Raw genomic sequence first — 26,418 nt, 5'->3', positions numbered from 1 at the left:
GCAGAGCATGGTCTCCGTGCGTGCCTATGAGCGGCAGCGCAACGGCAGGCCGGAGCACGTCCCCGCCTATACCCGCAGCAGGCGGGCCGGACAGGGAAACACCGCCGCCACGCCTCGTCCCGGCATCGCCCCGGCATCGTCCCGGTCCAGTTCGGGCCCTTCCTGCTGGCGCCCAAGCCGCCCGTGTCCTCTGCCACGAGCACGCGTCGCGCCCCGGGGGCCACGGAGACACCCGAAACAGGCAGCCTTCCGAAAGATCCCGGACCGCCAAGACAGAGGAAACCGGGGTTGAGCGGCAAGGAGGCGGCCAGCGATGTTGCGAGCTGGGCAAGGGGTATCCCACGCGGGCAAAACCAGACAGCCGAGGAATACGCCACGAAGTTGATGAACGACCAGTATGGCAAAGGGAATTGGGAACGAACAGGAAAAGGGAGGCCAACCAATAGTGAATATAGCAGAATAAAAAATTATGGTGAGCGTGCATTCATTGAATGGATGCTTGGGATTGATACCGGAGGAAATATCATATGACCGGAAAAAGCGAAAACTTCTGGATCGTCGAGCATCACGAAATGGATGCGGACGGTGATGAAACGGAAACGGACGAGATCGAAATGTCGATGAAGCTCATAGGCATCTATTCGTCCGAAGAGAAAGCGAGACAGGCGATCGGACGCATGCGTCAGCTCCCCGGCTTTCGCGACTGGCCCGATGGCTTCCGCGTTTTCCATTACTGCGCGCCGTTGGATGACACCAGTTGGACGGAAGGCTTCGGCTTTGATCCCGATGATCCTGAGTGAATCGATCAGGGAATAGCACAGCCACCACACAGCGCGTGGCACCCGATATCGGACAAGGTAGGTGTCATGACGAAGATATGGCTGCTCTCTCACTACAAGCTCCAGGCCCACGAGGATGAGCGGATCAATCCGCGCAACCTTCTCTCCATGAAGAGCATCGGCATGTATTCCAGCCCACAGACGGCGGAGGAGGCCATTGCGCGACTGCTCGATCAGCCGGGCTTCCGCGACTGGCCCGGCGGCTTCCGCATTACCGAGGTGGTGGTGGACCGGGACCTCTGGCCGGAGGGCTTCACCGAGGCCGGCTAACCCGCCGCGCCGCCGCCTCTTCCAGCATCGCCACCAGCGCCGCGTCGCCGCTGCCTTGGGCCAGGGTCAGGGCGGAACTCCCCTCCGGGTCCTCGCGCGCCGGATCGGCCCCGGCATCGAGCAGGATCTCCGCGATCTCCCGCTGCCCGAACATGGCGGCGAACATCAGCGGCGTGCGCCCCGCCCCGTTCGGCGCATCCGGCTCCGCCCCGGCGGCGAGGAGAACGCGGGCGATCTCCGCCTCCCCCTTGAAGGCCACGCCGGCCAGGGCGGTGCTGCCCTTGGCATCCGGCGCATCCACCGCCGCGCCCCGGGCGAGCAGCAGCGCGGTGGCGTCCTTCTGCCCGTTGTAGGAGGCCAGCACGATCGGCGGAAAGCCGCGCGCATCCGGCCGGTTGGGGTCCGCCCCGCCATCCAGGAAGGCGGCGAGCAGGTCCAGCCGTCCGTCGCGGACAGCGCCGTAGAACAGCGCCTCCAGCTCCTCGGGACCGAGGGTGGGCGGCGGGGGGATGGGGCGGTCGCTCATGCCCGCCCATCTTCCGGCAGGAGGCACCACCCCCGCAAGCGCCCCCTCCCCCGTTCTCCTCCCCGGGCCATGGCCTCAGCGGCGCGGGCCGCGCTGCCGGTTCAGCGCCAGTTCCTCGGGCGAGAGCTGGAAGCCCAGCAACACCTGCCGCTGCGCCGCCTCTCCCGGGGTCGCGGCGGGGATGCGGATGGAGATCTCCTCGCCACTGGTCTGCACCCGGTTCACATTGGCCGGGAATTCCACCGCGGCGGTGTAGTTCGCCTTGGCCAGGATGCGCCCTTCGTCCGCCGTGGTGACGGCCACGAAATAGGGCAGCGACGCCGTCCGGGTCGTGGCGGCGGGCCCGCGCTCGGCCGCCATGGCCAGGCGCAGCGTCACGTCCAGCCCCTTGTGCCCCGGCGCATAGTCGCACTTGGCCTGATAGCCGGTCAGCCGCGCGTCCAGCACCATGGAGGGGATGTCCCGCCCCGGGCCGCGATAGCGGGTGAGGTCCGCCGCCTCGCCCAGCAGCGAGACAGCCGGGCAAGGCGCCATGGCATTGGCCAGGGGATTCTTCGAGTCCGTGCTGCCGCAGCCGGCCAACGCCAGGGCCACGAGAAGGGCGGGTGCCCCCCGGAAAGCCACGCCCCCGAAAGACAACCCCGGGCGCCCTGCGTGAAAAGCCATGCTATACTCCCCCTGTCCCAGGCGCCCGGGGATCGCTAGGTTGCGCCTGCCCCCGGCCGGGTGACCATCTCCCGGTGCCTGCCGCCACGAACTGGCACGAGAGACGCCCGACGCCAACATGCCCCACGACATGCCCGCCCACGCCCCCCTCTCCCCGCCGGTCACGGACCGCCCCGCCGCTGCCGCCACTAGGCCGCCCCTGACCGTGCTCCTTGCCGGACCACGCGGCTTCTGCGCCGGGGTGGACCGGGCCATCAAGATCGTGGAGGAGGCGCTGATCCGCCGCGGCGCCCCCGTCTATGTGCGCCATGAGATCGTGCACAACCGCTTCGTGGTGGAACGGCTGGAGGCCCTGGGCGCCGTCTTCGTGGAGGAGCTCTCCGAGATCCCCGACGACGGCCAGCCGGTGGTCTTCTCCGCCCATGGCGTGCCGAAATCCGTGCCCGCCGAGGCGCAGCGTCGCGAGATGTTCTTCCTCGATGCCACCTGCCCGCTGGTGAGCAAGGTCCATCGCGAGGTGGAGCGCCATTCCGCCACGGGCCGCCACATCCTGCTGATCGGCCATGCCGGGCACCCGGAAGTGGTCGGCACCATGGGCCAGCTCCCCAAGGGCTCGGTGACGCTGGTGGAGGATGCCGCCCAGGCCCGCACGGTGCAGCCGCCCGTGGGCGTGCCGCTCGCCTTCACCACCCAGACCACCCTCTCGGTGGACGACACGGTGGAGATCGTGGCGATCCTGCAGGACCGCTTCCCGGACATCTCCAGCCCAACCAGGGAAGACATCTGCTACGCCACCACCAACCGGCAGGCGGCGGTGAAGGCCATCGCCCCGCGTGTCGAGCTGATGATCGTGGTGGGCGCTCCGAACTCCTCCAACTCCGTGCGGCTGCGGGAGGTGGCGGAGCGTGCCGGCTGCGCCCGCGCCATCATGGTGCAGCGTGGCCACGACCTCGACCCGGCGCTGGCCGAGGGCGTCGCCTCAGTGGGCGTGACCGCGGGCGCCTCGGCGCCGGAGGTGCTGGTGGACGAAGTGCTCGACCGGCTGCGCACGCGCTTCGACCTGAAGATCGAGGAAGTCGTGGTGGCGCGCGAGAACATCACCTTCAAACTTCCGGCTGCGCTGAAGGACTGATGGCCGTCTACACCGAAGTGACGGAGGCGGCGCTGGCCGCCTTCCTCGCCGGCTATGCGATCGGCGAGCCCCTCTCCCTGCGCGGCATCGCGGAGGGCGTGGAGAACAGCAACTTCCTGCTCGACACCACCCATGGCCGCTATGTCCTGACGCTCTACGAAAGGCGCGTGGACCCGGCGGAACTGCCCTGGTTCCTCGGGCTGATGCGCCACCTCGCCGCACAGGGCGTCGCCTGCCCGCAGCCCGTGCCCGGGCGCGACGGGGAGGCGCTGCGCGAGCTCGCGGGCCGCCCGGCGGCGATCTGCACCTTCCTGGAGGGCGCCTGGCCGCGCCAGGTCGCCCCCGCCCATTGCGCCGAGCTTGGCCGCGCCATGGCCGGCCTGCACGCGGCGGGCCGTTCCTATGCGGCGGAGCGGCCGAACGCCCTGGGGCCCGCCGCCTGGGCGCCGCTGCTGGACCGCTGCCGCGACGGCGGGGACGCGGTGCAGCCCGGCCTCTGCGACGAGCTGGCGCAACATCTGGGCCTCATCCTGCGCGAATGGCCGAACCTCGCAGAGTACGGCACCCTGCCGCGCGGGCAGATCCATGCGGACCTCTTCCCAGACAACGCCTTCTTCCAGGGCGGGCACCTGACCGGGCTGATCGACTTCTACTTCGCCTGCACCGATCTGCTCGCCTACGACCTCGCGATCAGCCTGAACGCCTGGTGCTTCGACGCGGATCTCCGCTTCGTGCCGGAACGCGCGGCGGCAATGCTGACCGCCTACGAGGCCCTCCGCCCCCTCACCCCGGCGGAGCGCGCCGCCCTGCCCGTGCTCTGCGCCGGGGGGGCGATGCGCTTCCTGCTGACGCGCCTCTACGACTGGACCCACACGCCGCCCGGCGCGCTGGTGACGCGCAAGGACCCGCTCGAATACCTCGCGCGGCTGCGGCACTTCATGGGCCACAGGGCCCTTCCGGGGATCTTCGCCCATGCCGGCTGACAGCGCGACGATGGAAGACACCCAGGAGGCGTCCCAGGGGACCGAGGTCGAGATCTGGACCGATGGCGGCTGCAAGCCCAATCCCGGCCCGGGCGGCTGGGCCGCGATCCTGCGCTACAACGGCCATGAGCGGGAGCTGAGCGGCGGCGACCCGGCCACCACCAACAACCGCATGGAGCTGACGGCGGCGGCGCAGGCGCTGGAGGCGCTCCGGCGCCCCTGCAAGGTTGTGCTGCACACGGACAGCGAATACGTGCGCAACGGCATCTCCCGCTGGGTGCATGGCTGGGTGCGCAACGGCTGGAAGAACGCGGCCAAGGAGCCGGTGGCGAACTACGAACTCTGGCAACGCCTTCTTGCCGCTGCCAAGCCGCACGCCATCGAATGGCGCTGGGTGCGCGGCCATTCCGGTGACCCGATGAACGAGCGCGCGGACGTACTCGCCACCGCGGCGCGGAAGGCCATTTCCGGCAAGGGCTGAAGCCGCCTCGCCGGAAGGACGCCTTCCGCCTCAGCCGTAGCCCTTTTCCTCGCCCCGTCGGCGTTCCGCCTCGGCCTCCGCGGCGGACTTGTCGGTGACGGAAGCACCGGCTGCCGCATCCCCGGACGTACCCTCCCCGGCCGCATCCGTGGAAGCGGCAGCCGCCCCGCCCTGCCCTTCCTCCGCCGGGTGGAAGTCGAACTCCCCCCGGCCGCTCTGCCACTGCTGCACCGTCAGCACCCGGGCGCCGCCCTCGCTGCCATGCGGGCCATGCACCACCCCGGCGGCGAAGGTCAGGAAGCCGCCAGGACCGAAGCTCTCGCCATTCTCGGTCAGGTCGCCCTCCAGCACGTAATGCATCTCCGAACCGGCCTCGTGGAAATGCGCCGGGATGCGGCCGCCGGGCGGCAGATGGATAATGGTGGTGACGACGCCTTTCTCCTGGTCCTCGTTCAGGATCTGCACGCGGAACTCGCCCTCGGCGCCGGGGATCTCGAAGACGACCGGCGCGGCGGCATCGGCCGCGAGCTTCAGGGGACTCTGTGACATATGGCTTCCTCCGCCTTGGGTCGCCGGAAGCTGGTCACGGATCGCCATCGCGCCAGACGGAGGGCGGCTTCACGGTTGCAGGAGAAGGCGGGCCGTTCAGCCCCCCGCCAGATGCTCCCGCAGGCGCGGCATCAGCTCCACGAGGTTGCAGGGCTTGTGCCGGGCGTCGAGCTGGAAGCGGAGGATGTCGTCCCAGCCGTCCTTCACCGCCCCGGTGCTGCCCGGCAGGGCGAAGAGATAGGTGCCGTCCGCCACGCCGCCGATGGCGCGGGACTGCATCGTGGAGGTGCCGATCTTGGCATAGCTCAGCATCCGGAACAGCTCGCCGAAGCCGGCGATCTCCTTCTCCAGCACGCGGGCGAAGGCCTCCGGCGTCACGTCGCGGCCGGTGATGCCGGTGCCGCCGGTGCTGATCACCACATCCACATCCGGATCGGCGATCCAGCGGCGGAGCTGCGCCTCGATGGCATCGGCCTCGTCGCGCAGGATCTCCCGCGCCACCAGCCGGTGCCCCGCCGCCTCGACCCGCGCCGCCAGCGTGTCGCCGGACCGGTCGCTGGCGCGGTCGCGCGTGTCGCTCACCGTGAGCACCGCGATGTTCACGGGCAGGAAGGTCAGGCTCTCGTCGATCGGCATGGCGGCATCCCCATCACGTCACTCTCCGGCCCCTGCTTACAGGCTTCCAGGCTTCGTTCCCATGCGCCGCCGCGCCGTCACCCCCGCTGGCCCGCCCCGAACCGCCACCACAGCAGCAGGGAGGCCAGAAAGGCGCCCAAGGCGAGAAGGGTGCCGAGGCCCATGGCCCAGCCCGCGCCCAGCCCCTCGATGACCGGCACATAGGCCAGCGGCGCGACGGCGGACAGCAGCAGGCCAGGGGTGATCAGCGCTCCGGCGATCCGCCCATAGGCACGATGGTCGAAGAGAACCAGCGGCAGGGCACCGCGCGTGATGGTGGTCAGCCCGTTCGCCGCCCCGTAGAGGAGCGAGAAGAGCACCGCCACCGTGGCCGAGGTGCCGCTCCACAAGGCCAGCACGAAACCGAGGGCGAGGCCGCCCGTGGCGAGCAGGTTCAGGCTCAGCGCGCCCATGCGGCTGCCCGACAGGATCTCCGCCAGCCGCGCGGCGGACTGGCCGATGCCGCGCAGCGTGGCCACCCAGACCGCCGTTGCCAGCCCCAGGCCCAGCCCGGAGAGCAGCGTGATCATATGCGCCGACATGGCCGCGTTCAGCACGCCGATGAGCAGGACGATCGCGGCGTAGAGCGCCCCGGCGAGGCGGCGCTCGCCCCCGTCCCGTGCCAGCGCCGGGGCGGCGGGGGCATCCGGCCCGGCCCGGAAGGGACCGGCGCGGCCGCTGGGAATCAGCAGGTGCAGCGGCAGGGTCAGCAGCGCCGCCCCGGCATAGGCGAGGCACGCGCCGCGCCAGCCGAGATGCTCCGCCAGCAGGTGGCCCAGCGGCCAGAAGACCGTGGAGGCCAGACCGCCCAGCAGGGTGATCTGCGACATCGCCCGGCGTGCGCCCGCCCCGCCGATCCGCGCCAGGGTGGCGAAGGCGGCGTCGTAGAGGGTCAGGCGCATGGCCAGCCCCAGCACCGCCCAGGCCGCGTAGTAGCCCACCACCTCCCGCGCCAGGGCCAGGCCGAGGCAGCCCAGAGCCAGGAGGACGGAGCCGAGGCCCATCACCCGGCGCCCGCCCTGCCGGTCCATCATCCGCCCGGCCAGGGGGGAGACGAGCCCCATCACCAGCAGGGACAGAGCGAAGCCGCCCTGCACCCTCGCCATGCCCCAGCCGAGATCGGTGGCGATGCGCTCACCCAGCACGCCGATCAGGTAGTAGCTGACACCCCAGGCGATGAGCTGCGACAGGCCGAGCGCCCAGACGGTGCGCCGGGGGACGGCAGGGGGAACGGCGGCGGCCAGGGTCACGGGCGCGGCGCCGGGGCATCGGGCAGGCGCACGGCCCCCGGCCCCAGGGCGCGCTGCATCAGCACGGAATCCAGCCAGCGCCCGTGCTTGAAGCCGACATCGGCCAGGATGCCGATGGTGCGGAAGCCCAGCCGCTCGTGCAGGGTGCGGGAAGCCTGGTTGCCGCTGTCGCCGATCACCGCGACCATCTGGCGCCAGGGACCCGCCTCGCAAAGGGCGATCAGCCGGGACAGCAGCGCGCGGCCTGCCCCCTGCCCCTCGCGCCCAGGGGCGACATAGATGGAATCCTCCAGCGTATGCCGGTAGGCCGGCCGGGCGCGGTAGAGCGAGGCATAGGCATAGCCCGCCACCTCCCCGTCCCGCTCCGCCACCAGATAGGGCAGGCCCAGCGCCAGCACGCCCTGCCGCCGCGCCGCCATCTCCTCCAACCCAGGCGGCGCTTCCTCGAAGGAAGCGCAGCCGTGCAGCACATGTTGCGCGTAGATCGCCTGGATCACGGCGAGATCGCCGTCATGGGCGGGGCGGACGAGGAAAGGGAGGGGCGTCATGCGGCGGTGGTCCGAAGGAACATGGCCGGACTCTTCCATCCCCCGGCACCATGAGGGAAGCTTTGCCCTCTCATGCAGAGCATCAGGAAAACTTTGGGATGCGCGATCTCAGCCTCGACCAGCTCCGCAGCTTCACCGACGTGGTGGAACTGGGCAGCTTCTCGGCCGCGGCGGAACGGCGCGGCCTGACCCAGCCGGCGATCAGCCTGCAGCTCCGCCAGCTCGAACGCCGCCTCGGCGTGCGGCTGATCGAGCGCGTGGGCCGGCGTGCCGGGCCGACCGCGGCCGGAATGGCCCTGATCGCCCATGCGCGGCGCATCGAGCGGGCGGTGGGCGAGGCGTTGGAGGAACTGGCGCCGCATGCGGCGGGCGTCGCCGGGCGGGTTCGCATCGGCACCGGCGCCACCGCCTGCATCTACCTGTTGCCGGATGTGCTGCGCGGGCTGCGGCAGCGCTTTCCGGCGCTGGAGATCACCGTCCGCACGGGCAACACGGCCGAGGTGCTGAAGGCGATCGAGGAGAACGCGCTGGATCTCGGCCTCGTCACCCTGCCCGCCCCTGGCCGCGCCTTCGCCGTCACCCCGGCCCTGGCGGACGAGTTCCTGCTCTTTTCGCCCCTTGCCTCACAGCCACCCGCCATCCCGCTGACGCCGGAGGCCGTCGCCGCCCTGCCGCTGGTGCTCTACGAACCCGGCGGCCATACGCGGCGGGTGGTGGACGAATGGTTCGCGGCCGCCGGGCTGCACCCCGTGCCCAGCATGTCCCTGGGCAGTGTCGAGGCGATCAAGGAACTGGTCGGCGCCGGGCTGGGCCATGCCATCCTGCCTGGCATGGCCTGGCGGGACAGCGACGCTCCGCGCCTCTCGGCCCGCTCCCTGGCGCCACGCCTGGAACGCCAGCTCGCCCTGGTGCTGCGCCGGGACAAGCCGCGCCATCCGGGGCTGCGGGAGATGCTGCGGGCGCTGGAGGCGTGTTTCGCCAGCCGGGGTGGCCGGTAGCGGCAACCGGTCAGGCTCGCACCTGCACCGCTCGCCAATTCCGCGTCAAAGGCGGAGCGGCGCCAGCCTATTCGGGCTCGATGCCCGCTTCCTGTGCGATCCGCGCGTTCCGTTCGGCTTCCACCCCGATGAAGCGGACGAAGGCGGCGCGGTCCTCCGCCAATGGCTCGGCCCCCTGTTCGGCGAGGCGTGCCCGGATATCCGGGTCGCGGGAAAGGGTCTGGACCGTGGCATTGAGCCGGTCGGCTTCCGCGGCCGGCCATCCCTTCGGCGCCCAGAGCGCGTACCAGAGTGTGAAGTCGAGCCCTGGCATGCCCTGTTCCGCGATGGTGGGGATGGCGGGAGCACGCGCCACCCGGTTCGGGCCGAGGATCGCATAGGCGCGCAGGCGCCCGGCCTCCACATGCGGCCAGGCGGAGCCGAGCGGCGCCACCATCAACGCCGTGTTGCCGGACAGCACATCCGTCAGCGCGGGCGCGGTCCCGCGATAGGATACGACCAGGGCATCGGCCTTGGCCTCTCGCTTGAAGCTCTCCGTCGCGAGGTGGCCCATGGAGCCCAGCGCGGAATTGGCGAAGGAGAAGCGATCCGGCTGCTTCCGCATGGCGGCCACCAGGGCCGCGACGCCACCCTCCGGCGTGATCCGGGGATTTCCGACCAGCACCATCGGCGCGGCGGCCAGCCGCGCGACAGGCGTGAAATCCGCCACCGGATCGTAGGGAACCGACCGCATCACGCGGCGGGCCATGAGGTGGATATCCGCGTTGACCAGGAAGGTCTGTCCGTCCGGGCTCGCGCGCGCGACCTCGGCGGCACCGAGGGTGTTGTTGGCACCTGAGCGGTTCTCCACGACCCAGGTCTGATCCGTCATCTCGGCCAGCCGGGTCGCGTAGATCCGCCCGATCACGTCGATGGCGCCGCCCGGCGCGGCCGGGACAATGAGGCGCACGGTGCGGCGCTGGGCCCGCACCGTGCCGGGGAGAAGGGACAGGAGGGCAATGGCCCCGAGAGGGCGGCGTGCGATCCGCATGATGCGTCCTCCCTCAGATGCCGCCGAAACCGGCGCGGGCACGGAAATAGGCCCAGGCACGGTCCAGCGGTCGCTCGCCCATCAGCATCCTGGCCGTCATCTCCGTCTCGCCTTCCGTCAGGAAGCGCGGCGTGCCCATGGCCATGGCGCGGGACTGCAACTCGGCATTGTCCTTCATGCGGACACAGACGAAGACCACGGCAGGCAGGGACTGCGCGGCGCAGGTCGCCCCGTGGTTCCGCAGCAGCACCGAGGTGCCGCCACCCAGGGCCCTGGCGAGGCTGTCGGCGCGCGGAACATCGTCGATCAACATGTTGGTGTCGCCGAACTCGTCACGACTGTCCCAGACCGGCACGGGACCGCCAAGAAGGGCGGCCATATGGAAGACGGGCCGCAGTGGGACATCCGTCACCGTATAGGGCAGCACGGCCGGGCAGTGGTGATGGACGGTGGCCTGCACATCCGGCCGCGCGGCGAAGACGCGCGCGTGCAGCACGCTCTCCAGATAGGGCCGCAGGCCCCTGGGATCGACCGGCACGCCATCCAGCGTGAACTCCAGCAGATCGTCGCGCGTGACGATTTCGGGCGAGCGCGAGCGTGAAAGGAAGAAGCGGTCGGGACGATCGGGGTGGCGGACCGCGACATGGCCGAAATCGTCCAGCACGCCCTCATGGGCGAGAATGCGGTTGGCGATCACCAGATCACCCAGCAGAGCGTGTAGGTCCTGCGCCATATCGGACGTCCCTTCCCTGTTCCCGTCGGCCAGTGACTGACCGACGATCCTTCCGGTCACCCTGTCCGATCTTTGAAATAACGTATGCATAAATTAAGTACACTGTCAATCCGTCGGCGTTCCGGTATTTCCCTCGGGCAAACGGCCCGCCAGCCAAGGGCGTGCAGGCGCAGGGAAGGCGGATGTCCGGCACCGGTGATGCGGACCACGATCGCCGAAGCCCTTATCGCAGCACAAAAGGTGCAGGCGAACTCCGCCATCGGACCGGGGATGGCCCCTGACGGCACTCGCAGAGGCGCTGGGCCGTTACGGGCCGGCAGCCTGGATCACCATCGCCATGAGGTGCCGCAAAAGACCCGACCGCCACCTCCGGCAGCACTCACGGACTGGGGAATGCGCCGCGTCCGTCAGCGCGGCCCCGCGGGCAGGAATAGTGCCATGGCCCTCAGCGCGCCGAGACCTTCCGCAAGGCGGCACCCCCGGCCGGCGCGGCGCCCGCGCCGGGAAAGCGTGGGAAGGCGCCCGCGGCCAGCGCCTCCAGGCTTTCCGCCGGCAGGCCGAGGCGGCTGGCATAGATCCAGGAATAGGCCAGCACACGCTGCACGTAGAGCCGCGTCTCGGGGATCGGGATGGCCTCGATGAACAGGAAGGGATCGTCCCGGTACTGGGTGTTGGGCTGCCAGCTCTGCAGGCGCCCCGGCCCGGCATTGTAGGCCGCCAGCACCCGGATCAGCCCGCCCTGCGTCGCTTCGTGCGAAGCCAGGTGCAGCAGGTAGCGCTGGCCGAGCTCCAGCCCGAAGGACGGGTCGTGCAGCCGCTGTGCCCCGGCGACGGTGCCGAGCGAGGAATCGCCGGTGATGAAGGAGGCCGTGGCCGGCATCACCTGCATCAGCCCGCGCGCGCCCACGGGCGAAACGGCACCGGCATCGAAGTTCGATTCCTGCCGCGCCATGGCATAGACCAGCGCCGGATCGACCCGGAAGCCGCCGAGCGGCTTCAGGTTCGGCACCGGGAAGCGGGCGAGGTCGCGCGGCCTGCCATCCGCCGTCTGCGCCAGCCCGGCGAGCTGGGCGGCGAATTCCGTCATCCCCGCCTGCGTCGCCACGGCGAGCGAGGCGCGCGCCAGGGTCGGGTTGCCCTGCACCGCAGGCCAGAGGCGGCGCAGCTCCTGCTCCGCCCGCTCCTTCTGCCCGATCTGCAACAGCGCCAGCGCGCGCCAGCCGCCGGCGGTCTCGGCCAGGGCGGCGGACTCGGCCTCGCCGTTCACGTCCTTCTCCCAGGCGAAGTCGGTCTTCAGGCCCAGGGCGCGGCGGGCCACGAGGCCGTAGAAGGTGCGGGGCTCCTGCGCCGCCTGCAGCATCCAGGAGACATAGAGCTGCGGCTGTCGCGCCCGCACGGCAGCCCGTGCCGTCCAGAAGGCGGCGGCGGATCGCAGCACGGCGGGCGCATCGTCGGCCCGCGCCGCCGCCTCGAAATAGGGCAACGCCACGTCGAAGACATTGCGCCCCCAGGCGGCCAGCCCGGCCACGAAGGCGGCCTGGGCATGGCTGGGGCTGCCGCGCACCGCCTGGGCGGCGATGCGGAAGGCTTCCTCGTCCTGCCCCGCCTGGAACAGCGCCAGCGCCACATCGGCCTGGAGCAGCGCGGCATAGGCCGGGGTCATGCCGCGGGTGCCGTTGATCAGCCGCAGCGCCCCGCTGGCATCCCCGGCCGCCGCGCGGTCGCGCACGCTGCGGTCCAGCGCCGGGTTGCGCGCCACGTTGCGGGCGGCGGGCATGCTTTCCTCGGGCACGATGTCGGTGGCCGAGGAAAGCGTGGCATCGGGCGGCGGCGGCGGCAGGCTGGCGCCGCGCGGGCTGCGCTCCACCAGCAGGGCATAGACCCGCGGTGCCTCGGGGTGGTCCGCATGGGCGGCGAGCCAAGCCTGCAACTCGGCCGGCTCCGGCACCGGGCCGATCCGGCGCAGCCAGCGGTCGGCCAGGACATGGCCGACCAGCCGCCGGTCCTGCAGGAACTCGGTCTCCACCCCCGCGCTGGCGGCATCGCCGCGCGCCTGGAAGTCGAAGATCCGCCGCAGCCGTGCGGCGTCGGAGGCGGCCAGCGGCTCGGGCAGGCCGATGGCGGTGCCGGGACGGACCGCGGGAGCCAGGGCCACCTCACGGTTGCCGGGCAGCGGTGACGAGGCGCCGGTGCGGGTCTTGCGCTGGCCGCCGGCCTCCTCCCGCGCCGAGGCGGCATGGGCGGGCTTGGCGTGGAAGGCCACCGGCACGCCGATGGCGGTGGTGGCGAAAAGCAGCAGGCCCAGGTGAGCCATACGCTGGGCCACACGCCGGGCCATGTGGCGGATGCTGTGCCGGGGACGGTGGCGGGCGGCGCCGCGAGCGCGCCGAGGTAGGTCGGAAAGGCCCTCTTGTTTCAAGGTCCGTCGGCGATGAACTCCCATGCCGGAGCGGTTAACGGAGGCGTGAGGCCAGTGACAACCCTCTTTCGATGAGAAACGTCTCATTAATTGAGACGTTTGGCCGGAAATCCTTTGCCGCACTGGGCTTTCCGACTTCACAAAATCGTTATACGAGCTTCGCCCCGCAATACGCGAATCGAGTCGTTCCGGTTTTGCCCGGCTCTCAGAACCCCTTGGGGACTTCGCCATCCAGGGCGCGACGCAGCGTGAGCAGGTCCTGCCAGGCCTCCCGCTTGGCCGAGGGCTGCCGCAGCAGATAGGCCGGGTGCAGCGTCGCCAGGGCCGGCACCGTGCCCAGCCCCTCGATCTCCAGCCGGTGCCATCGGCCCCGCAGGCGGGTGATGCCCTCCCGCGCACCCAGTAGGGCCTTGGCCGCCGTGCCGCCGAGCAGGACGACATGCCGCGGGCGTGCCAGGGCGATATGCCGCCGGGCGAAGGGCAGGAAGAGCGAGACCTCCGCATCCGTGGGCGTGCGGTTCCCCGGCGGGCGCCAGCAGAGGATGTTGGTCAGGTAGAAGTTGCGGGTGCGGTCGAGGCCGATGCTCGCCACCATGCGGTCCAGCAGCCGCCCCGAGACGCCGACGAAGGGCTTGCCCAGCCGGTCCTCGTCGGCGCCGGGGGCTTCGCCGATCAGCATCAGCCCGCTTTCCGCCACGCCGTCCGAGAAGACGATGTTGGTCGCCGTGTCGCGCAAGCTGGCGTCGAAACGCTCCATCGCCGCCTTCAGCGCCTCCAGGCTGTCCGCCCCGGCCGCCAGATCGGCGGCGCGCAACGCGGCGGGGGCCAGCACCTCGGCCGGGCGGGGCGCCGGGCGGCGCGGTGCCGGGGACGACGGCGCGGCATCGCCGGGGAACAGGCCGCCACTGGCTTCCTCCCTGGCCCCCGCGCTGCTCCCTGCGTCCCGGACCGCCCCCGCCACCCGTCCGGGCGCGGACCAGGCGGTGGAGCTGGCCGCCACGCCGGGCGTGGCCGCTTCCGGCCTGGGCACGGTCCGGTCCCGGGGCGCCGCCTCCAGCGCCTCGTCCACCCCCCAGCCGAGTTGCAGCGACAGCGCCGCCAGCAACGCCTCGCGTAAGGCGTTCCCGTCCTGCTGGGTATCCGCGGCGTCATCCATGGGGGCTGATATCGGCCCGGGACGGGGTTCCGTGCAACCGGAGGCGAGGCTACACCCTTGCCTCTGGATATAAAGAGAGCGGAGGGCGCGGAACCTTGGCCGAACGCGAGGCAATGGAATTCGACGTGCTGATCGTGGGCGCCGGGCCGGCCGGGCTCGCGGCGGCGATCCGGCTGAAGCAGGTGGCGCCCGATGCGACGGTCTGCGTGGTGGAGAAAGGCTCCGAGGTCGGGGCGCATATCCTCTCCGGCGCGGTGATCGAGCCGCGCGCCCTGGACGAGCTGCTCCCCGACTGGCGCGACGACCCGCCGGCCCTGGCGACACCCGCCGCCGACGACCGCTTCATGCTGCTGACCGCGAAGCGCGCCTTCAAGCTGCCCACGCCGCCGCAGATGAACAACCACGGCAACTACATCGTCAGCCTGGGCAATGTCTGCCGCTGGCTGGGGGCGAAGGCCGAGGCGCTGGGCATCGAGATCTATCCGGGCTTTGCTGCTTCCGAGACGATCATCGAGGATGGTCAGGTGAAGGGCGTGGTGGCCGGCGTGATGGGTATCACGCGCGACGGCGAGGAAGGCCCGAACTACCAGCCGGGCATGGAGCTGCGCGCCACCTACACGCTGTTCGGCGAGGGCTGCCGCGGATCGCTGACCCGCAGGCTGGAGGAGGTCTTCGACCTGCGTGCCGAGGCCATGCCGCAGACCTATGCGCTGGGCATCAAGGAGCTGTGGGAGATCCCCAGGGAGAAGCACACGCCCGGGCTGATCTGGCATTCGGTCGGCTGGCCGCTGCCCAAGGACACCTATGGCGGCTCCTGGCTCTACATGCTGGGCGAGAACCTGGTCTCGATCGGCTTCGTGGTCGGGCTGGACTATCCCAACCCCTGGCTGGCCCCCTTCGAGGAGTTCCAACGCTTCAAGACCCATCCCGAGGTGCGGAAGTTCCTCGAAGGGGGCAAGCGCATCGCCTATGGCGCCCGCGCGCTGAACGAGGGCGGCTGGCAGGCCGTCCCGCGGCTCGCCTTCCCCGGCGGGCTGCTGATCGGCGATGGCGCGGGCTTCCTGAACGTGCCCAAGATCAAGGGCACGCACCTCGCCATGAAGAGCGGCATGGTGGCGGCGGAAGCCGTGGCGGAGGCCCTGGCCGGCGACCGCCGCGCCGTGCTCGACGCCTATCCGCGCGGCATCCGGGAAAGCTGGATCACCGAGGAGCTGAAGGGCGTGCGCAACATCCGCCCGGGCTTCGCCAGGCTCGGCTTCTGGGGCGGCATGGCCAATGCGGCGCTCGACACCTACGTCTTCAAGGGCAAGGCGCCCTGGACGATGAAGCACCATGCGGACCACGAGACGCTGCGCGACGCCAGCAAGTCCGAGCGCATCCGCTACCCGAAGCCGGACGGGGTGCTGAGCTTCGACCGGCTTTCCAGCGTCTTCCTGAGCAACACCAACCACGAGGAGGACCAGCCGGTCCACCTGAGGCTCAAGGACCCGTCGCGCTGGAAGGCGATGAACTGGGACCGCTTCCGATCCCCCGAAAGCCGCTACTGCCCCGCCGCGGTCTATGAGGCCGTGGGGCCGGAGGCGGAGCGCGAGCTGGAGGGCGAGCCCGACCCGCAGGCCGTGGAAGGCCCCGGTGGCCAGAACGCCGAGGTCGAGGCCGGGGATGCCAATGTGCGCCTGGTGATCAACGCGCAGAACTGCGTCCACTGCAAGACCTGCGACATCAAGGACCCCACCCAGAACATCGTCTGGACCACCCCCGAAGGCGGCGGCGGCCCCAACTACATCGGCGGGATGTAGGCCACCCGGGCGTCACGCTTCCACCAGCCGGGTTGGGCGTCACGTCCGGCGTTGCGCCGTCCCGGGTGAAAGGCGCTGCCTTTCCCCCGCCCCCCTATCCGCCAGGACCCTGAGGGTCCTGGACCTCCCCTTCGCTGGCGCCTGTTGCCGGCCGGATCGCGCCGGAGAGCCATGCTCTCCGGCAGGATGCCGGCGCCTTCCGCGCGGACATCGTATCCTGCTTTCCGGGAGCCCCGCGTTTCCACCTGCTTCCGGGGACCGGCCCACAGACCAACGGCCATCACGGGCGCCGGCGAACCGGGTACAGGGCACGCAGTGTCCTGGCGGAGTGGGGGTCCGGGCGGAGAGGCGGCGCCTCTCCACCCGGCGGCCGGCCCCGGAGGACAACGCCGGAACGGGTGGATCAATCCACCAGCGGCAGGGGCAGGTCGCGGAAGGCCTTCCAGTCCTCGGGCAGCCGGGCGACGGCTGCCTCGCGCCGTGCCTCGGCCCATTGCGCCAGCCCGGCCATGGCGGGCGCCAGTTCCGTGCCACGGCGCGCCACCAGCTTCTCCGCCATGGCGATGGCGGTCACGGCGTCGTTCAGCCCGCCCAGATCCTCCTGCAATTCCTTGCAGCCCTGGAGGTAGCGCCGCAACGCCTTCTCGGGGCAGAGACCGGACAGGAACTCCAGGCCATAGCGCAGCCGCTTCAGTGCCTTTCGCAGAGAATGCAGCTCCTCCATCGAGCGGTGCCGGATCTTCCTGCCGCGCCGGCGGACCTTGCGGGCGACCCCTTCCAGCAACCCGGGCGCGACCTTGGCCAGCGGCTTGCCCACCGCCACGCCGCCCAGCACGGCAGGGTCCTCCGCCCAGCCGGCGAGGCCCAGCACCAGCGCGCCCAGCGCCGGCCGGCGCAGCTCCTCCAGCATGGCGGCATGAGCCTCCACCCGGCATTCCTCGGCGGCCGGACGCAGCAGGGCGACCCACTCTGCCGTGCCTTCTTCCTTGCCGGCCTCGGACAGGGTCTCCTCGCAGAAGACGTCCCAGTCCCGTGCCGCGCCCAGGACTTGGCCCAGCCGCCTCAGCTCGTCCTCGAACCGGGCCGTGGCATGCGGCTCCAGCAGCGGGCCGAAGAGGCGCAGCGCCGCCCGCAGCCGGCGGATGGCGACGCGCATCTGGTGCACGCCCTCCATCCGGCTGCCATCCGCCGTGCCGGTCCGGGCCAGCGGCTCATTGGCCATGAGCTGGCGGAGGCAGGAGCCGATGATGGCCCGCACCGCCTCGGCCACCGTCATCTCCGGGCGCAGCACCACCTCGCCCGCCTTTTCCGCCCGGCGGCGCGGCGCCCTGGCGGCGATCTGCCATCCGCGCGCGGCCTTGCTCTCGGTGGACAGCAGCGCACCTGGCACGGCGAGCAGCACCTCGGAGGCCAGCCGATAGAGCGCGATGGGGGAACCCTGCTGGAGTTCCATCTCCATTTCGCGGATCGGCTCGCGGCGCTTTCCGGCCCGGATCTCGCCCAGGTCCAGCACCGCCTCGATCCGCACGTCATCCGCAGGGGAGAGGTCGCAGCGCAGCCGCCGCACCCGCGTCTCGAAGACCGGCCTGAGGGCCGTCCCATCCGGCAGCAAGGGTTCGGCGGGCGTGCCGCGCAGCAGGGCGAGGTCCGGCACCTTCCCCTCGACCGACGCTTCCCATTCGCCGCGTCCGAAGGTGCTGCCGTCGCTGGCGGTCTTCAGGGTCTGCAGGGTCCGCGCACCGCCCTGGCGCAGGCGCAGGGCCATGCCTTCCTTCAGCAGGCGGCGGTCCGCGGTGTCGAAATATGTGGTGATCTGGTGACGCTCGGCCGGGACCAGGCCGCGGAACGCATCGAGATCCGGAAAGGTGTCGCCATAGCCATCCGGCAGGAGGAGCTTGATCTCCAGCTCCCGCGGATTTTCTTCATCATGATCTGCCATCGTCCTGGCAGAATGTCATGGCGGCCACAAACGACCGAGGCCGTCTTCAAAATTTCAATAATCTGTCATCAAAGAGACGCACGGTTGTGCCCGTGCGTCTCTTTTCGCGGCTGTCAGGCCGCCACGGCTTCGGCGGGGCTGTTGCGCTTCAGCACCGCGACGGCGAGGCCGGTGATCACCGTGCCGACCACGATGGCCACGAGATAGCCCAGCGGGTTGCCCACCGCCCCAGGGATGCCGACCACGAAGATGCCGCCATGCGGTGCCCGCAACGTGCAGCCGAACAGCATCGACAGCGCGCCCGTCACCGCCGAGCCCGCGATCAGCGCCGGGATGACGCGCAGCGGGTCCTTGGCCGCGAAGGGGATCGCCCCCTCGCTGATGAAGGCGAGTCCGAGCACGAACGCCGCCTTGCCCGCGTCGCGTTCCTCCTGCCCGAAGCGGTTGCGGGCGATGAAGGTGGCCAGCGCGATGCCCAGCGGCGGGGTCATGCCGGCGGCCATGATCGCCGCCATGGGGGCATAGGTCTCGGTGCCCAGCAGGCCGACGCCGAAGGCATAGGCCGCCTTGTTCACCGGCCCGCCCATGTCCACCGCCATCATGGCACCGAGGATCAGGCCCAGCAGCACCGCGTTGGTGGTGCCCATGGAGCGCAGCGTCTCGGTCAGCCAGGCGAGCAGCGCCGCGATCGGCGTCCCGACCACGTAGATCATCAGCATGCCGACGATGATCGAGCCGATCAGCGGGATCACCAGGACCGGTTTCAGCCCTTCCAGGCTTTCCGGGAAGGGCAGGCTGTCGCGCAGCCATTTCGCGACATAGCCGGCCAGGAAGCCCGCCGCGATGCCGCCCAGGAAGCCGGCGCCTACGAGGTTCGCCAGCATGCCCCCGACGAAGCCCGGCGCCAGTCCGGGCCGGTCGGCGATGGAGAAGGCGATGAAGGCCGCCAGCACCGGCACCATCAGCGCCAGGGCCGACTTGGCGCCAATGTTGAAGAAGGCCTCGGCCAGCGAGCCCGGCTCCTTGAAGGCCTCGATGCCGAAGGCGAAGGAGATGGCGATGCAGAGGCCGCCCGCCGTGACCAGCGGGATCATGTAGGACACGCCGGTCATCAGGTGCTTGTAGGCACCGCGCCCGGCACCCTTGCCCGTGGGCTTGGCCGGGGTGGGCGCCGCGCCCGAGGCCGCCGCGCCACCCTGGGGCTCGGCGACAAGGGCGCGCCGGATCAGGTCCTGCCCGCCGCGCAGCGCCTCGTTGGTGCCGGTGACGACGATGCGCTTGCCGTTGAAGCGGGCGGTGTCCACGCCCGTGTCGGCGGCGATCACCACCGCGTCGGCGGCGGCGATCTCCTCCGGCGTCAGCTGGTTCTTGGCGCCAACCGAGCCCTGGGTCTCCACCTTGATCTCGTGGCCCAGTGCCTTGGCCGCCTTTTCCAGCGCGGCGGCGGCCATGAAGGTATGGGCGATGCCGGTCGGGCAGGCGGTGATGCCGACCAGCTTCCTCGGGCCGGCGGCCGGGGACGCCCCAGGGTTTGATCCAGGGTTTGATCCAGGGTTTGACCCAGGGGCTGCGACAGTTCCCGGCGCGGCAACGGGCGGCGCGGGCGGGCGCGGCAGGCTGCCCAGCGCCGAGGCGGAGCGCAGCGCCGTTTCCGGATGGCGGATCGCCTCCACCACGGTGGTGGCGATCAGCGGCTTGCCGGCGAAGCGCGCCGCCTCGGCCGTGGCATCCCCGACCAGGAGGATGGCATCCGCCTCCCCCGTCGGGCTCCCCTCGCCCGTATCGAGCGACAGCTCGACATGGCTCCTCTCGGCAGCCTCGCGCAGCGCCTCGGCCGCCATGGCGGCGTGGGGCGGGCTGGCGGCATGCCGGATCACGGCGGTCAGCCGGGTCATGCAGTTGTCCCCCTCAGGACTGAATGGCGCCGGACAGGCCGCCTCCAGCCGGTACCGCCCGGTGGAGAAAGCCTGCCCGTGACACCTGGATTACAGCTTCTCGATCCGCACGGCTTCGGCAAGCCGTTCGATCATGGAACGGTCCGGCATCCCGCCTGGGGGGCGGGAAACGGCGGCGGCGGCGCAGGCGGTGGCGAGGCGCGCCATGGCCTCCGGCGCCAGCCCCTGGGCCAAGGCGGCGGACAGGCCCGCCACCATGGAATCGCCCGCCCCCACGGTGGTGGTCAGCGGCACCTTCGGCGGCGTGGCCCAGAGCATCCCTTCCGGCAGGGCGAAGAGCGCCCCCTCCCCGCCGGCGGAGACGATGACACGGGCGATGCCCCGCCCGCGCATTTCCGCCGCCGCGGCGACCACCGAGTCGCGATCCGCCAGCCTGCGGCCGAGCAGCGCGCCCAGCTCGTCGCGATTGGGCTTGATCAGGTCCACCCCGGCGGCCAGCGCCGGCTCCAGCGCGGCGCCGCTGGTGTCCAGCAGCACCGTCCGCCCGGCGGCGCGCTGGGCCTTCGCCAGCACCGCCCAGGCATCGGGGCCGAGGCCGGGCGGCAGGCTACCGGACAGCACCACGATGGCCGGGGCGATGGCGTCGAGCCGCGCCAGGACGCCTTCCAGCGCATTCGCCGGCGCCTCGGGCCCCGGGGTGTTCACGTCGGTGACGCGCCCGTCGCCGCTTTCCACCAGCTTGACGTTGATGCGCGCCCGGCCCGGCACGCGATGGAAGGCGTCCTCCACCCCCATCCCGGCGAGGTAGCGGGCATAGGCATCCGCATCGAGGCGCGGCATCAGCCCCGTCGCGGCGCTGCGCTGCCCCAGCACGGCATGCATGGCGGACACGTTCACGCCCTTGCCCGCCGGGCGCATCTCCGCCCCCCGGGCACGGTTCACCTCGCCCGGCTCCAGCCGGCCGAGCGTCACGGTGAAGTCCATCGCCGGGTTCAGCGTGACGGTGGCGATGGTCTCGCCCTGGCTGGCTTCAGGCGGCATGGGCCATCTCCCGCGCCACGGGCAGGGCCCGGACCTCGGCGGCGGTGGCGCAGTTCAGCGCGGTGCGCGCCAGGCGCTCGGCCTCGTTGCGGCTCAGCCCGCGGATCTGCGCCTTCAGCGCCGCCACGTTGGGGATGGAGACCGACAGCTCGTCCACCCCGAGGCCCACCAGGATCGGCGCCGCCACCGGATCGGCCGCCATGTTGCCGCAGACGCCGACCCAGCGGCCCCGGGCATGGGCGGCCTTCACCGTCATGTCGATCAGCCGCAGCACCGCCGGGTCCAGCGCGTCCGAGCGCGCGCCCAGCGTCGGGTGCAGCCGGTCCACCGCCAGCGTGTACTGGGTCAGGTCGTTGGTGCCGATGGAGAAGAAATCCGCCTCGGCCGCGAGCTGGTCGGCCATCACCGCGGCGGCGGGGACCTCGACCATGATGCCCACCTCGACCGGCGGGGCGACCAGGGCGCGGCGCTCCTCCTCGATCAGCGCCTTGGCGGCGCGCAGGTCGGCGAGCCCGTCCACCATCGGCAGCATGATGCGGATGTCGCCATGCCTCGCCGCCCGCAGCGCGGCGCGGATCTGCGGCCGGAACAGCTCCGGATTGGCGAGACAGAGGCGCAGCCCCCGCAGGCCGAGGAAGGGATTGGCCTCGGCCGGATGGCGCACGAAGCGCAGCGGCTTGTCGCCGCCCGCATCCAGCGTCCGCAGCACCACCGGCAGCCCGCCGAAGCCCTCGGCCAGCTTGCGGTAGATCTCGAACTGCTCGTCCTCGGTCGGCGGCTCGGCGCGGTCGTCGAACAGGAACTCGGAACGCACCAGCCCCGTCCCCTCCGCCCCGGCGGCCACGGCCTCCACCGCCTCCTCCGGCTTGCGGCAATTGGCCGCGACCTCGACCCGGTGCCCGTCCCGCGTCACGGCGGGGCGGAAGGCGGCGGCCTTGGCGGCGGCGGCACGGTCACGGCCGCTGGCGATGGCCTTCTCCGCCGCGGCGAGCTGCGCCGCATCCGGATCGGGGCGCAGCAGACCGCGGTCGCCATCCACGATCACCGGCGTGCCGTCCGGCAGCGCCATCACCGACGGCCCGGCGGCGACGATGGCCGGGATGCCCAGGGCGCGCGCCAGGATGGCGGTATGCGCCGTGGGCCCGCCCGCCGCCGTCACCAGCCCCACCACCCGCATCGGGTCGAGCCCGGCGGTCTCGGAGGGGGTCAGGTCCTCGGCCACCACCACCGCGCGCTCCGGCAGCGGCACGGAGATGTCGGGATCGCCGCTGGCGCCGGTCAGGCGGCGCAGCACGCGGCGGGAGACGTCCTTCAGGTCGTTGGCACGCTCGGCCAGCAGCGGGTCGCCCAGCGCCACCAGCGCCTCGGCGCGCGAGGCGGTCGCGCCATCCCAGGCGGCGGGGGCGGAGGCGCCCTTCTCGATGCGCATCCGCGCCTCGGCCAGCAGTTCCGGATCGTCCAGGAACTCCTCATGCGCGCCGAAGATCGCGGCGTGCTTGGCGCCGATGCGGGTGGTCATGTCGGCCGCCACCTGACGCAGCTCGGCCTTGGCCTCCACCAGCGCGCCGTCCAGCGCCGCGCGCTCGGCGGCCGGGTCTGCGGCGGTCTCGGCATAGCCCGCGCTCTCGGAGCGGTGGCGGAAGATCACGCCGATGGCCACGCCCGGGCTGGCGGGCAGGCCGGCGATGGCACCTTCCTCGGCCACCGGGGCCATGGCCTCCGGCGCGCGGTCGGCGGGGGCATGGTCGTCGTCCCCCTCCCCCAGCCCGGCGACGAAGCCGGCCCGCACAGCCTCCAGCGCCTCGGCGGCCTGGGGGCCGCGGGCGGTGACGGTGAGCTGGGCATTCGCTCCGGCGCCGAGCTGCAGCAGCGAGATCATGCTCTTCGCATCCGCCCGGCGGTCGCCGTGGCGGATCTCGATGGCGGCGTCATAGCGCTTGGCGATGCCGGCCAGGGCGCGGGCCGGACGGGCATGCAGCCCGGCGGCGCCGGGCGCCTGCACGCCGATGGAGAAGCCCTCGCCCGAGGCTTCCAGGGAACCTGCCGGCGGCATGGCGGGGGCGGTGGCGGCCGGGGCCGCATCGGGGTCCAGCGTGCGCAGGATCAGCCCGGGATCGCGCGTGGTGGCGAGCCGCTCGGCCAGGGCGCTGTCGCCCAGCACCTCGGTCAGGCGGCGCAGCACCTCGATATGCTCGTCGCCCTGGGCGGCGATGGCCACCACCAGCCGGGCCTTGTCCTCCCCCCAGTCCACGCCCTTCGGCACCTGGAGCACGGAGATGGCGGTGCTGTGGATCAGGTTCCGGTCGTTGCGCTGCCCGTGCGGGATGGCGATGCCGTCGCCCAGATAGGTCTCGGCCTCGCCTTCCCGGCGCAGCATGCTCTCCACATAGGCGGGCGCGATGGCGCCCGTGTCCACGAGGAGCTGGGCGGCCTGCCGGATGGCCTCGTCCTTGGACCCCGGATTCGCGTCGAGGCGGATGCGTTCGGCGGAAAGGATCACGTGTGCTGGCATCCCTTGGTCACGATGTGGCGCCCGGAATCCGGCAGAGGTCCCGGGGAACCCGGTTCACCAGGTCCGCCCGTCCGCCGTCCCCGTCGCCTGAACATGTCCTAAATGGCGGCACCGCGACAGGCAATTGGGACAATGCGCCACGGCAACGGGCGGCAGCTTTCCCCGCCCGCCCCGCTCCGGCGTTTCACGTCCTGGCCGCCCGTGGGGGAGGCGGAGCCTGGTCCCTCGGGACGGCGCAATGCCGGAGACGGCGCGCGTGGGCCGGGCGGCTCTGGACGCCTCCCTGCCAGGCCTGCCACCCTGGCGGTCCCGGTGCGGCGTTCCGCCCGGCCTGATCGCGGAATGGAGGACCGGATGCGGCGCCGCAGGCTCCTGGCAGGCTCCCTGGCGGCGGGGTTGGCCGCGCCGTGGCTCTCACGGGCGCGGGCCGCCTCGCCGGGCGGGTCCGTGCTGCGCTTCGTGCCGCAATCCGACCTTGCCGTGCTCGATCCGGTCTGGAGCACGGCCTATGTCACGCGCAACCACGCGATGATGGTCTTCGACACGCTCTACGGGCAGGACAGCGCCTTCCGCGCCCGGCCGCAGATGGTGGCGGAGCACGAGGTCTCGCCGGACGGGCTGGCCTGGCGCCTGACACTGCGGGACGGGCTGCGCTTCCATGATGGCGAGCCGGTGCTGGCGCGGGACTGCGTCGCCTCCATCCGCCGCTGGGGGGCGCGCGACGGCTTCGGCCAGACGCTGATGGCGGCGACGGAGGAGCTTGCCGCCGAAGGCGACCGGGTGATCCGCTTCCGCCTGAAGCGCCCGTTCCCGCTCTTGCCGGATGCGCTGGGCAAGGCGGGCTCCGCGATCTGCGCCATCATGCCGGAACGGCTGGCGCGGACCGACCCCTTCACCCAGGTCACGGAGATGGTGGGCAGCGGTCCCTTCCGCTTCGTGGCGAGCGAGCGGGTCGCGGGCTCGCGCGTCGTCTATGCGCGCCACGAACAATACGTGCCGCGCCCGGAGGACGAGGTGGGCGGCCCCGCCGATTTCACCGCCGGGCCGAAGCGGGTGCATTTCGACCGCGTGGAATGGCATGTCCTGCCCGATGCCGCGACCGCAGCGAATGCCATGCGGGCGGGCGAGATGGACTGGTGGGAGAACCCGACCGCAGACCTGCTACCGATGCTGCGCCAGGATCCGAAGCTCAACGTCGCGCAGCGCGATGTCGCCGGCTATGTCGGCTGCCTGCGCTTCAACCATCTGAATCCGCCCTTCGACAACCCGGCGATCCGCCGCGCCCTGCTCGGCGCCGTGTCGCAGGCCGACTACATGACCGCCGTGGCCGGTACCGATCCGGCCAACTGGAACGAGGGCGTCGGCTATTTCCCGCCGGTCTCGCCGCTGGCGGGCGATGCCGGGATGGCGGCGCTCACCGGCCCGCGCGACATCGCCGGGGCGCGCCGGGCGCTGGCCGAGGCGGGCTACAACGGCCAGAAGGTGGTGCTGCTCTCGCCTTCCGATTTCCCGACGCTGAAGGCTCTGGCCGACGTCACCGCCGACCTTCTGCGCCGGCTCGGGATGAACCTGGACGAGCAGGCGATGGACTGGGGGTCGATGGTCCAGCGCCTGCCCAAGCGCGATCCGGTCGAGGCGGGCGGCTGGAGCATCTTCGGCACCTTCTGGTCCGGCATCGATCAGATCAATCCCGCCGTGCACAGCTATCTGCGCGGCAACGGCACGGCCACCGGCTGGCCGCGCAGCGAGGCGCTGGAATCGCTGCGCGACGAATGGCTCGCCGCGCCGGACGCGGCGGCGCAGAAATCCATCGCCGTCCGCATCCAGGAGCAGGCCTTCCGCGACGTGCCCTATATTCCACTCGGCCAGATGATCGCCTCCACCGTCTTCCGGCGGGAGATCGTGGATGTCCCCAAGGGCTTTGTCCTGTTCTGGAGCACCCGCCGTGCCTGACGCACCACCGCTGAACCTGATCACCGACATCGCCGGCATCACCGTCGGCCATGCCACGGACCTCGCCCTCGGCTCCGGCGTCACCGCCATCCTTTTCGCCGGCGGCGCCACCGCCGCGGTCAGCATGCGCGGCGGCGCCCCGGGCTCGCGCGACACGGAGCTGCTGGCGCTCGACAAGTCAGTGGAGAAGGTGGACGGGATCGTGCTCTCCGGCGGCTCCACCTTCGGCCTCGATGCCGGAACCGGGGTGCAGGCGGCGCTGCAGGAGCTGGGACGCGGGCAGAGCTTCGCCGGGATCACCATCCCGCTGGCACCGCAGGCCATCCTGTTCGACCTGCGGAATGGCGGCAGCAAGGACTGGGGCCGCTTCCCGCCCTATCGCGAACTCGGCTACGCCGCCGCGATGGAGGCCGCCGGGCAAGGCTCCGGCCATGGCTTCGCGCTGGGCAGCGTCGGGGCCGGGACGGGCGCCACCACGCCGCTGGTCAAGGGTGGCCTCGGCTCGGCCAGTCTGATGAGCGAAAGCGGCCATGTCGTCGCGGCCATCGTGGCGGTGAACGCGGTCGGCTCCCCCCTGGTCGGGGAAGGTCCCTGGTTCTGGTCGGCCCCCTTCGAGCGGGACGGGGAATTTGGCGGGCGCGGCCTGCCGGCCCGCTTCACGCCGGACCACGTGCTGCCGCGCTTCAAGGGCGGCCCCGGCACCGCCACCACGATCGGGCTGGTCGCCACCAACGCCGCATTGACCAAGGCCCAGGCCGCGCGCCTCGCCAGCATGGCCGATGACGGGCTGGCCCGCGCCATCCTGCCGGCCCATGCGCCGAATGACGGTGACACGGTCTTCGCCGCCGCCACGGGGGAGGTGCCGCTGGCGAACCCGCTGCGCGACCTGACCCTGCTCGGCCATGCGGCGACCGTCGCCATGGCGCGGGCGGTGGCACGCGCGGTCTTCGAGGCGGCGGCCCTGCCCTATCCGGGGGCGCTGCCATCCTGGCGTGACCGGTTCGAGGGATAGCCCTCCGGCGGA

At 71.6% G+C, this 26,418-nt stretch carries 24 protein-coding genes; 10 read left to right on the top strand and 14 right to left on the bottom strand.

From position 1 onward, the window contains the following. The first annotated feature begins 288 nt into the window (after positions 1-288). From BT98_RS27075 to BT98_RS0101485, 3 genes are all read left to right on the top strand, one after another. Positions 289-531, top strand: a complete 243-nt coding sequence (locus tag BT98_RS27075; protein WP_139341802.1) for a hypothetical protein — start codon at positions 289-291, stop codon at positions 529-531. Next, positions 528-800: a hypothetical protein gene (locus BT98_RS0101490; protein WP_019461331.1), complete on the top strand. Its 273-nt coding sequence runs from the start codon at positions 528-530 to the stop codon at positions 798-800. Before BT98_RS27075 ends, BT98_RS0101490 begins: the two co-directional genes overlap by 4 nt. Positions 801-866: 66 nt before the next feature. Beyond that, positions 867-1,109, top strand: a complete 243-nt coding sequence (locus BT98_RS0101485) for a hypothetical protein (RefSeq protein WP_019461330.1) — start codon at positions 867-869, stop codon at positions 1,107-1,109. Here the strand turns inward: BT98_RS0101485 and BT98_RS0101480 are convergent. Together BT98_RS0101480 and BT98_RS22820 are read right to left on the bottom strand one after the other, a co-directional pair. After that, positions 1,093-1,635: an ankyrin repeat domain-containing protein gene (locus tag BT98_RS0101480; RefSeq protein ID WP_019461329.1), complete on the bottom strand. Its 543-nt coding sequence runs from the start codon at positions 1,633-1,635 to the stop codon at positions 1,093-1,095. The genes BT98_RS0101485 and BT98_RS0101480 overlap by 17 nt on opposite strands. Before the next feature lie 75 nt (positions 1,636-1,710). Continuing rightward, positions 1,711-2,301: a hypothetical protein gene (locus tag BT98_RS22820; protein ID WP_075822752.1), complete on the bottom strand. Its 591-nt coding sequence runs from the start codon at positions 2,299-2,301 to the stop codon at positions 1,711-1,713. A gap of 130 nt (positions 2,302-2,431) precedes the next feature. Between BT98_RS22820 and ispH the strand changes: the two genes are divergently transcribed. Genes ispH through rnhA form a run of 3 tightly spaced genes read left to right on the top strand, consistent with a single transcriptional unit; the run spans position 2,432 to position 4,897 of the window. Further along, positions 2,432-3,433, top strand: coding sequence for a 4-hydroxy-3-methylbut-2-enyl diphosphate reductase (gene ispH / locus BT98_RS0101470; protein ID WP_085977410.1), 1,002 nt, complete (start codon positions 2,432-2,434; stop codon positions 3,431-3,433). Further along, the gene (locus tag BT98_RS0101465; RefSeq protein ID WP_019461326.1) at positions 3,433-4,416 is read left to right on the top strand and encodes a homoserine kinase; all 984 of its coding nucleotides are present in this window, start codon (positions 3,433-3,435) and stop codon (positions 4,414-4,416) included. Before ispH ends, BT98_RS0101465 begins: the two co-directional genes overlap by 1 nt. Further along, on the top strand, positions 4,406-4,897 hold the full coding sequence (gene rnhA / locus BT98_RS0101460) for a ribonuclease HI (protein WP_019461325.1): 492 nt from the start codon (positions 4,406-4,408) through the stop codon (positions 4,895-4,897). Before BT98_RS0101465 ends, rnhA begins: the two co-directional genes overlap by 11 nt. Before the next feature lie 30 nt (positions 4,898-4,927). On the opposite strand, the gene BT98_RS22815 is transcribed toward rnhA, so the two are convergent. From BT98_RS22815 to BT98_RS0101440, 4 genes are all read right to left on the bottom strand, one after another. Further along, positions 4,928-5,446 (bottom strand): cupin domain-containing protein, encoded by a 519-nt coding sequence (locus tag BT98_RS22815; protein WP_019461324.1) that lies wholly within the window; start codon positions 5,444-5,446, stop codon positions 4,928-4,930. Between the two features lie 96 nt (positions 5,447-5,542). Beyond that, on the bottom strand, positions 5,543-6,082 hold the full coding sequence (moaB, locus tag BT98_RS0101450) for a molybdenum cofactor biosynthesis protein B (protein WP_019461323.1): 540 nt from the start codon (positions 6,080-6,082) through the stop codon (positions 5,543-5,545). 77 nt (positions 6,083-6,159) lie between these two features. Continuing rightward, positions 6,160-7,371 carry an MFS transporter gene (locus BT98_RS0101445; protein WP_019461322.1) on the bottom strand — a complete coding sequence of 404 codons (1,212 nt, stop codon included), beginning with the start codon at positions 7,369-7,371 and terminating at the stop codon, positions 6,160-6,162. Further along, a complete protein-coding gene (locus tag BT98_RS0101440) occupies positions 7,368-7,919 on the bottom strand; it encodes a GNAT family N-acetyltransferase (protein WP_027297129.1) in 552 nt (183 codons plus the stop codon). The genes BT98_RS0101445 and BT98_RS0101440 overlap by 4 nt, the downstream gene beginning before the upstream one ends. Before the next feature lie 98 nt (positions 7,920-8,017). Here BT98_RS0101440 and BT98_RS0101435 point away from each other — a divergent pair, with 98 nt between their 5' ends. Continuing rightward, positions 8,018-8,917, top strand: a complete 900-nt coding sequence (locus tag BT98_RS0101435) for a LysR family transcriptional regulator (protein WP_019461320.1) — start codon at positions 8,018-8,020, stop codon at positions 8,915-8,917. Positions 8,918-8,984: 67 nt separating this feature from the next. Here BT98_RS0101435 and BT98_RS0101430 read toward each other — a convergent pair whose 3' ends face one another. The 4 genes from BT98_RS0101430 to BT98_RS0101415 all read right to left on the bottom strand — a co-directional run bounded on the left by BT98_RS0101430 (position 8,985) and on the right by BT98_RS0101415 (position 14,255). Continuing rightward, a complete protein-coding gene (locus BT98_RS0101430; RefSeq protein ID WP_019461319.1) occupies positions 8,985-9,947 on the bottom strand; it encodes a Bug family tripartite tricarboxylate transporter substrate binding protein in 963 nt (320 codons plus the stop codon). Between the two features lie 13 nt (positions 9,948-9,960). Next, positions 9,961-10,680, bottom strand: coding sequence for a class II aldolase/adducin family protein (locus BT98_RS0101425; RefSeq protein ID WP_027297128.1), 720 nt, complete (start codon positions 10,678-10,680; stop codon positions 9,961-9,963). Positions 10,681-11,125: 445 nt separating this feature from the next. Further along, positions 11,126-13,018, bottom strand: a complete 1,893-nt coding sequence (locus tag BT98_RS22810) for a lytic transglycosylase domain-containing protein (protein ID WP_019461317.1) — start codon at positions 13,016-13,018, stop codon at positions 11,126-11,128. 286 nt (positions 13,019-13,304) lie between these two features. Next, entirely contained in the window at positions 13,305-14,255 is a 951-nt protein-coding gene (locus BT98_RS0101415) for a uracil-DNA glycosylase (RefSeq protein WP_019461316.1), read from the bottom strand. A 113-nt stretch (positions 14,256-14,368) separates the two neighbouring features. On the opposite strand from BT98_RS0101415, the gene BT98_RS0101410 reads away from it, so the two are divergent. Beyond that, positions 14,369-16,054 (top strand): electron transfer flavoprotein-ubiquinone oxidoreductase, encoded by a 1,686-nt coding sequence (locus BT98_RS0101410; RefSeq protein WP_019461315.1) that lies wholly within the window; start codon positions 14,369-14,371, stop codon positions 16,052-16,054. A gap of 403 nt (positions 16,055-16,457) precedes the next feature. Here BT98_RS0101410 and BT98_RS0101405 read toward each other — a convergent pair whose 3' ends face one another. The 4 genes from BT98_RS0101405 to ptsP all read right to left on the bottom strand — a co-directional run bounded on the left by BT98_RS0101405 (position 16,458) and on the right by ptsP (position 23,429). Beyond that, positions 16,458-17,993 (bottom strand): CYTH and CHAD domain-containing protein, encoded by a 1,536-nt coding sequence (locus BT98_RS0101405; protein ID WP_019461314.1) that lies wholly within the window; start codon positions 17,991-17,993, stop codon positions 16,458-16,460. Positions 17,994-18,106: 113 nt separating this feature from the next. Continuing rightward, on the bottom strand, positions 18,107-19,888 hold the full coding sequence (locus tag BT98_RS0101400) for a fructose-specific PTS transporter subunit EIIC (RefSeq protein WP_019461313.1): 1,782 nt from the start codon (positions 19,886-19,888) through the stop codon (positions 18,107-18,109). A 90-nt stretch (positions 19,889-19,978) separates the two neighbouring features. Further along, positions 19,979-20,929: a 1-phosphofructokinase gene (gene pfkB / locus BT98_RS0101395; RefSeq protein ID WP_019461312.1), complete on the bottom strand. Its 951-nt coding sequence runs from the start codon at positions 20,927-20,929 to the stop codon at positions 19,979-19,981. Beyond that, positions 20,919-23,429 (bottom strand): phosphoenolpyruvate--protein phosphotransferase, encoded by a 2,511-nt coding sequence (ptsP, locus tag BT98_RS0101390; RefSeq protein ID WP_019461311.1) that lies wholly within the window; start codon positions 23,427-23,429, stop codon positions 20,919-20,921. Before ptsP ends, pfkB begins: the two co-directional genes overlap by 11 nt. A gap of 366 nt (positions 23,430-23,795) precedes the next feature. On the opposite strand from ptsP, the gene BT98_RS0101385 reads away from it, so the two are divergent. Further along, on the top strand, positions 23,796-25,394 hold the full coding sequence (locus tag BT98_RS0101385; protein ID WP_115359278.1) for an ABC transporter substrate-binding protein: 1,599 nt from the start codon (positions 23,796-23,798) through the stop codon (positions 25,392-25,394). Beyond that, complete coding sequence (locus BT98_RS0101380; protein WP_019461309.1) at positions 25,387-26,406, top strand: P1 family peptidase; 1,020 nt, start codon at positions 25,387-25,389, stop codon at positions 26,404-26,406. Before BT98_RS0101385 ends, BT98_RS0101380 begins: the two co-directional genes overlap by 8 nt. Positions 26,407-26,418: the final 12 nt, after the last annotated feature.

It is taken from the genome of Roseomonas mucosa ATCC BAA-692 (genome assembly GCF_000622225.1).
Classification (GTDB): domain Bacteria; phylum Pseudomonadota; class Alphaproteobacteria; order Acetobacterales; family Acetobacteraceae; genus Roseomonas; species Roseomonas mucosa.
Note: the sequence above shows the minus strand (reverse complement) of the source record. Positions and strands in the feature narration are given on the sequence as shown.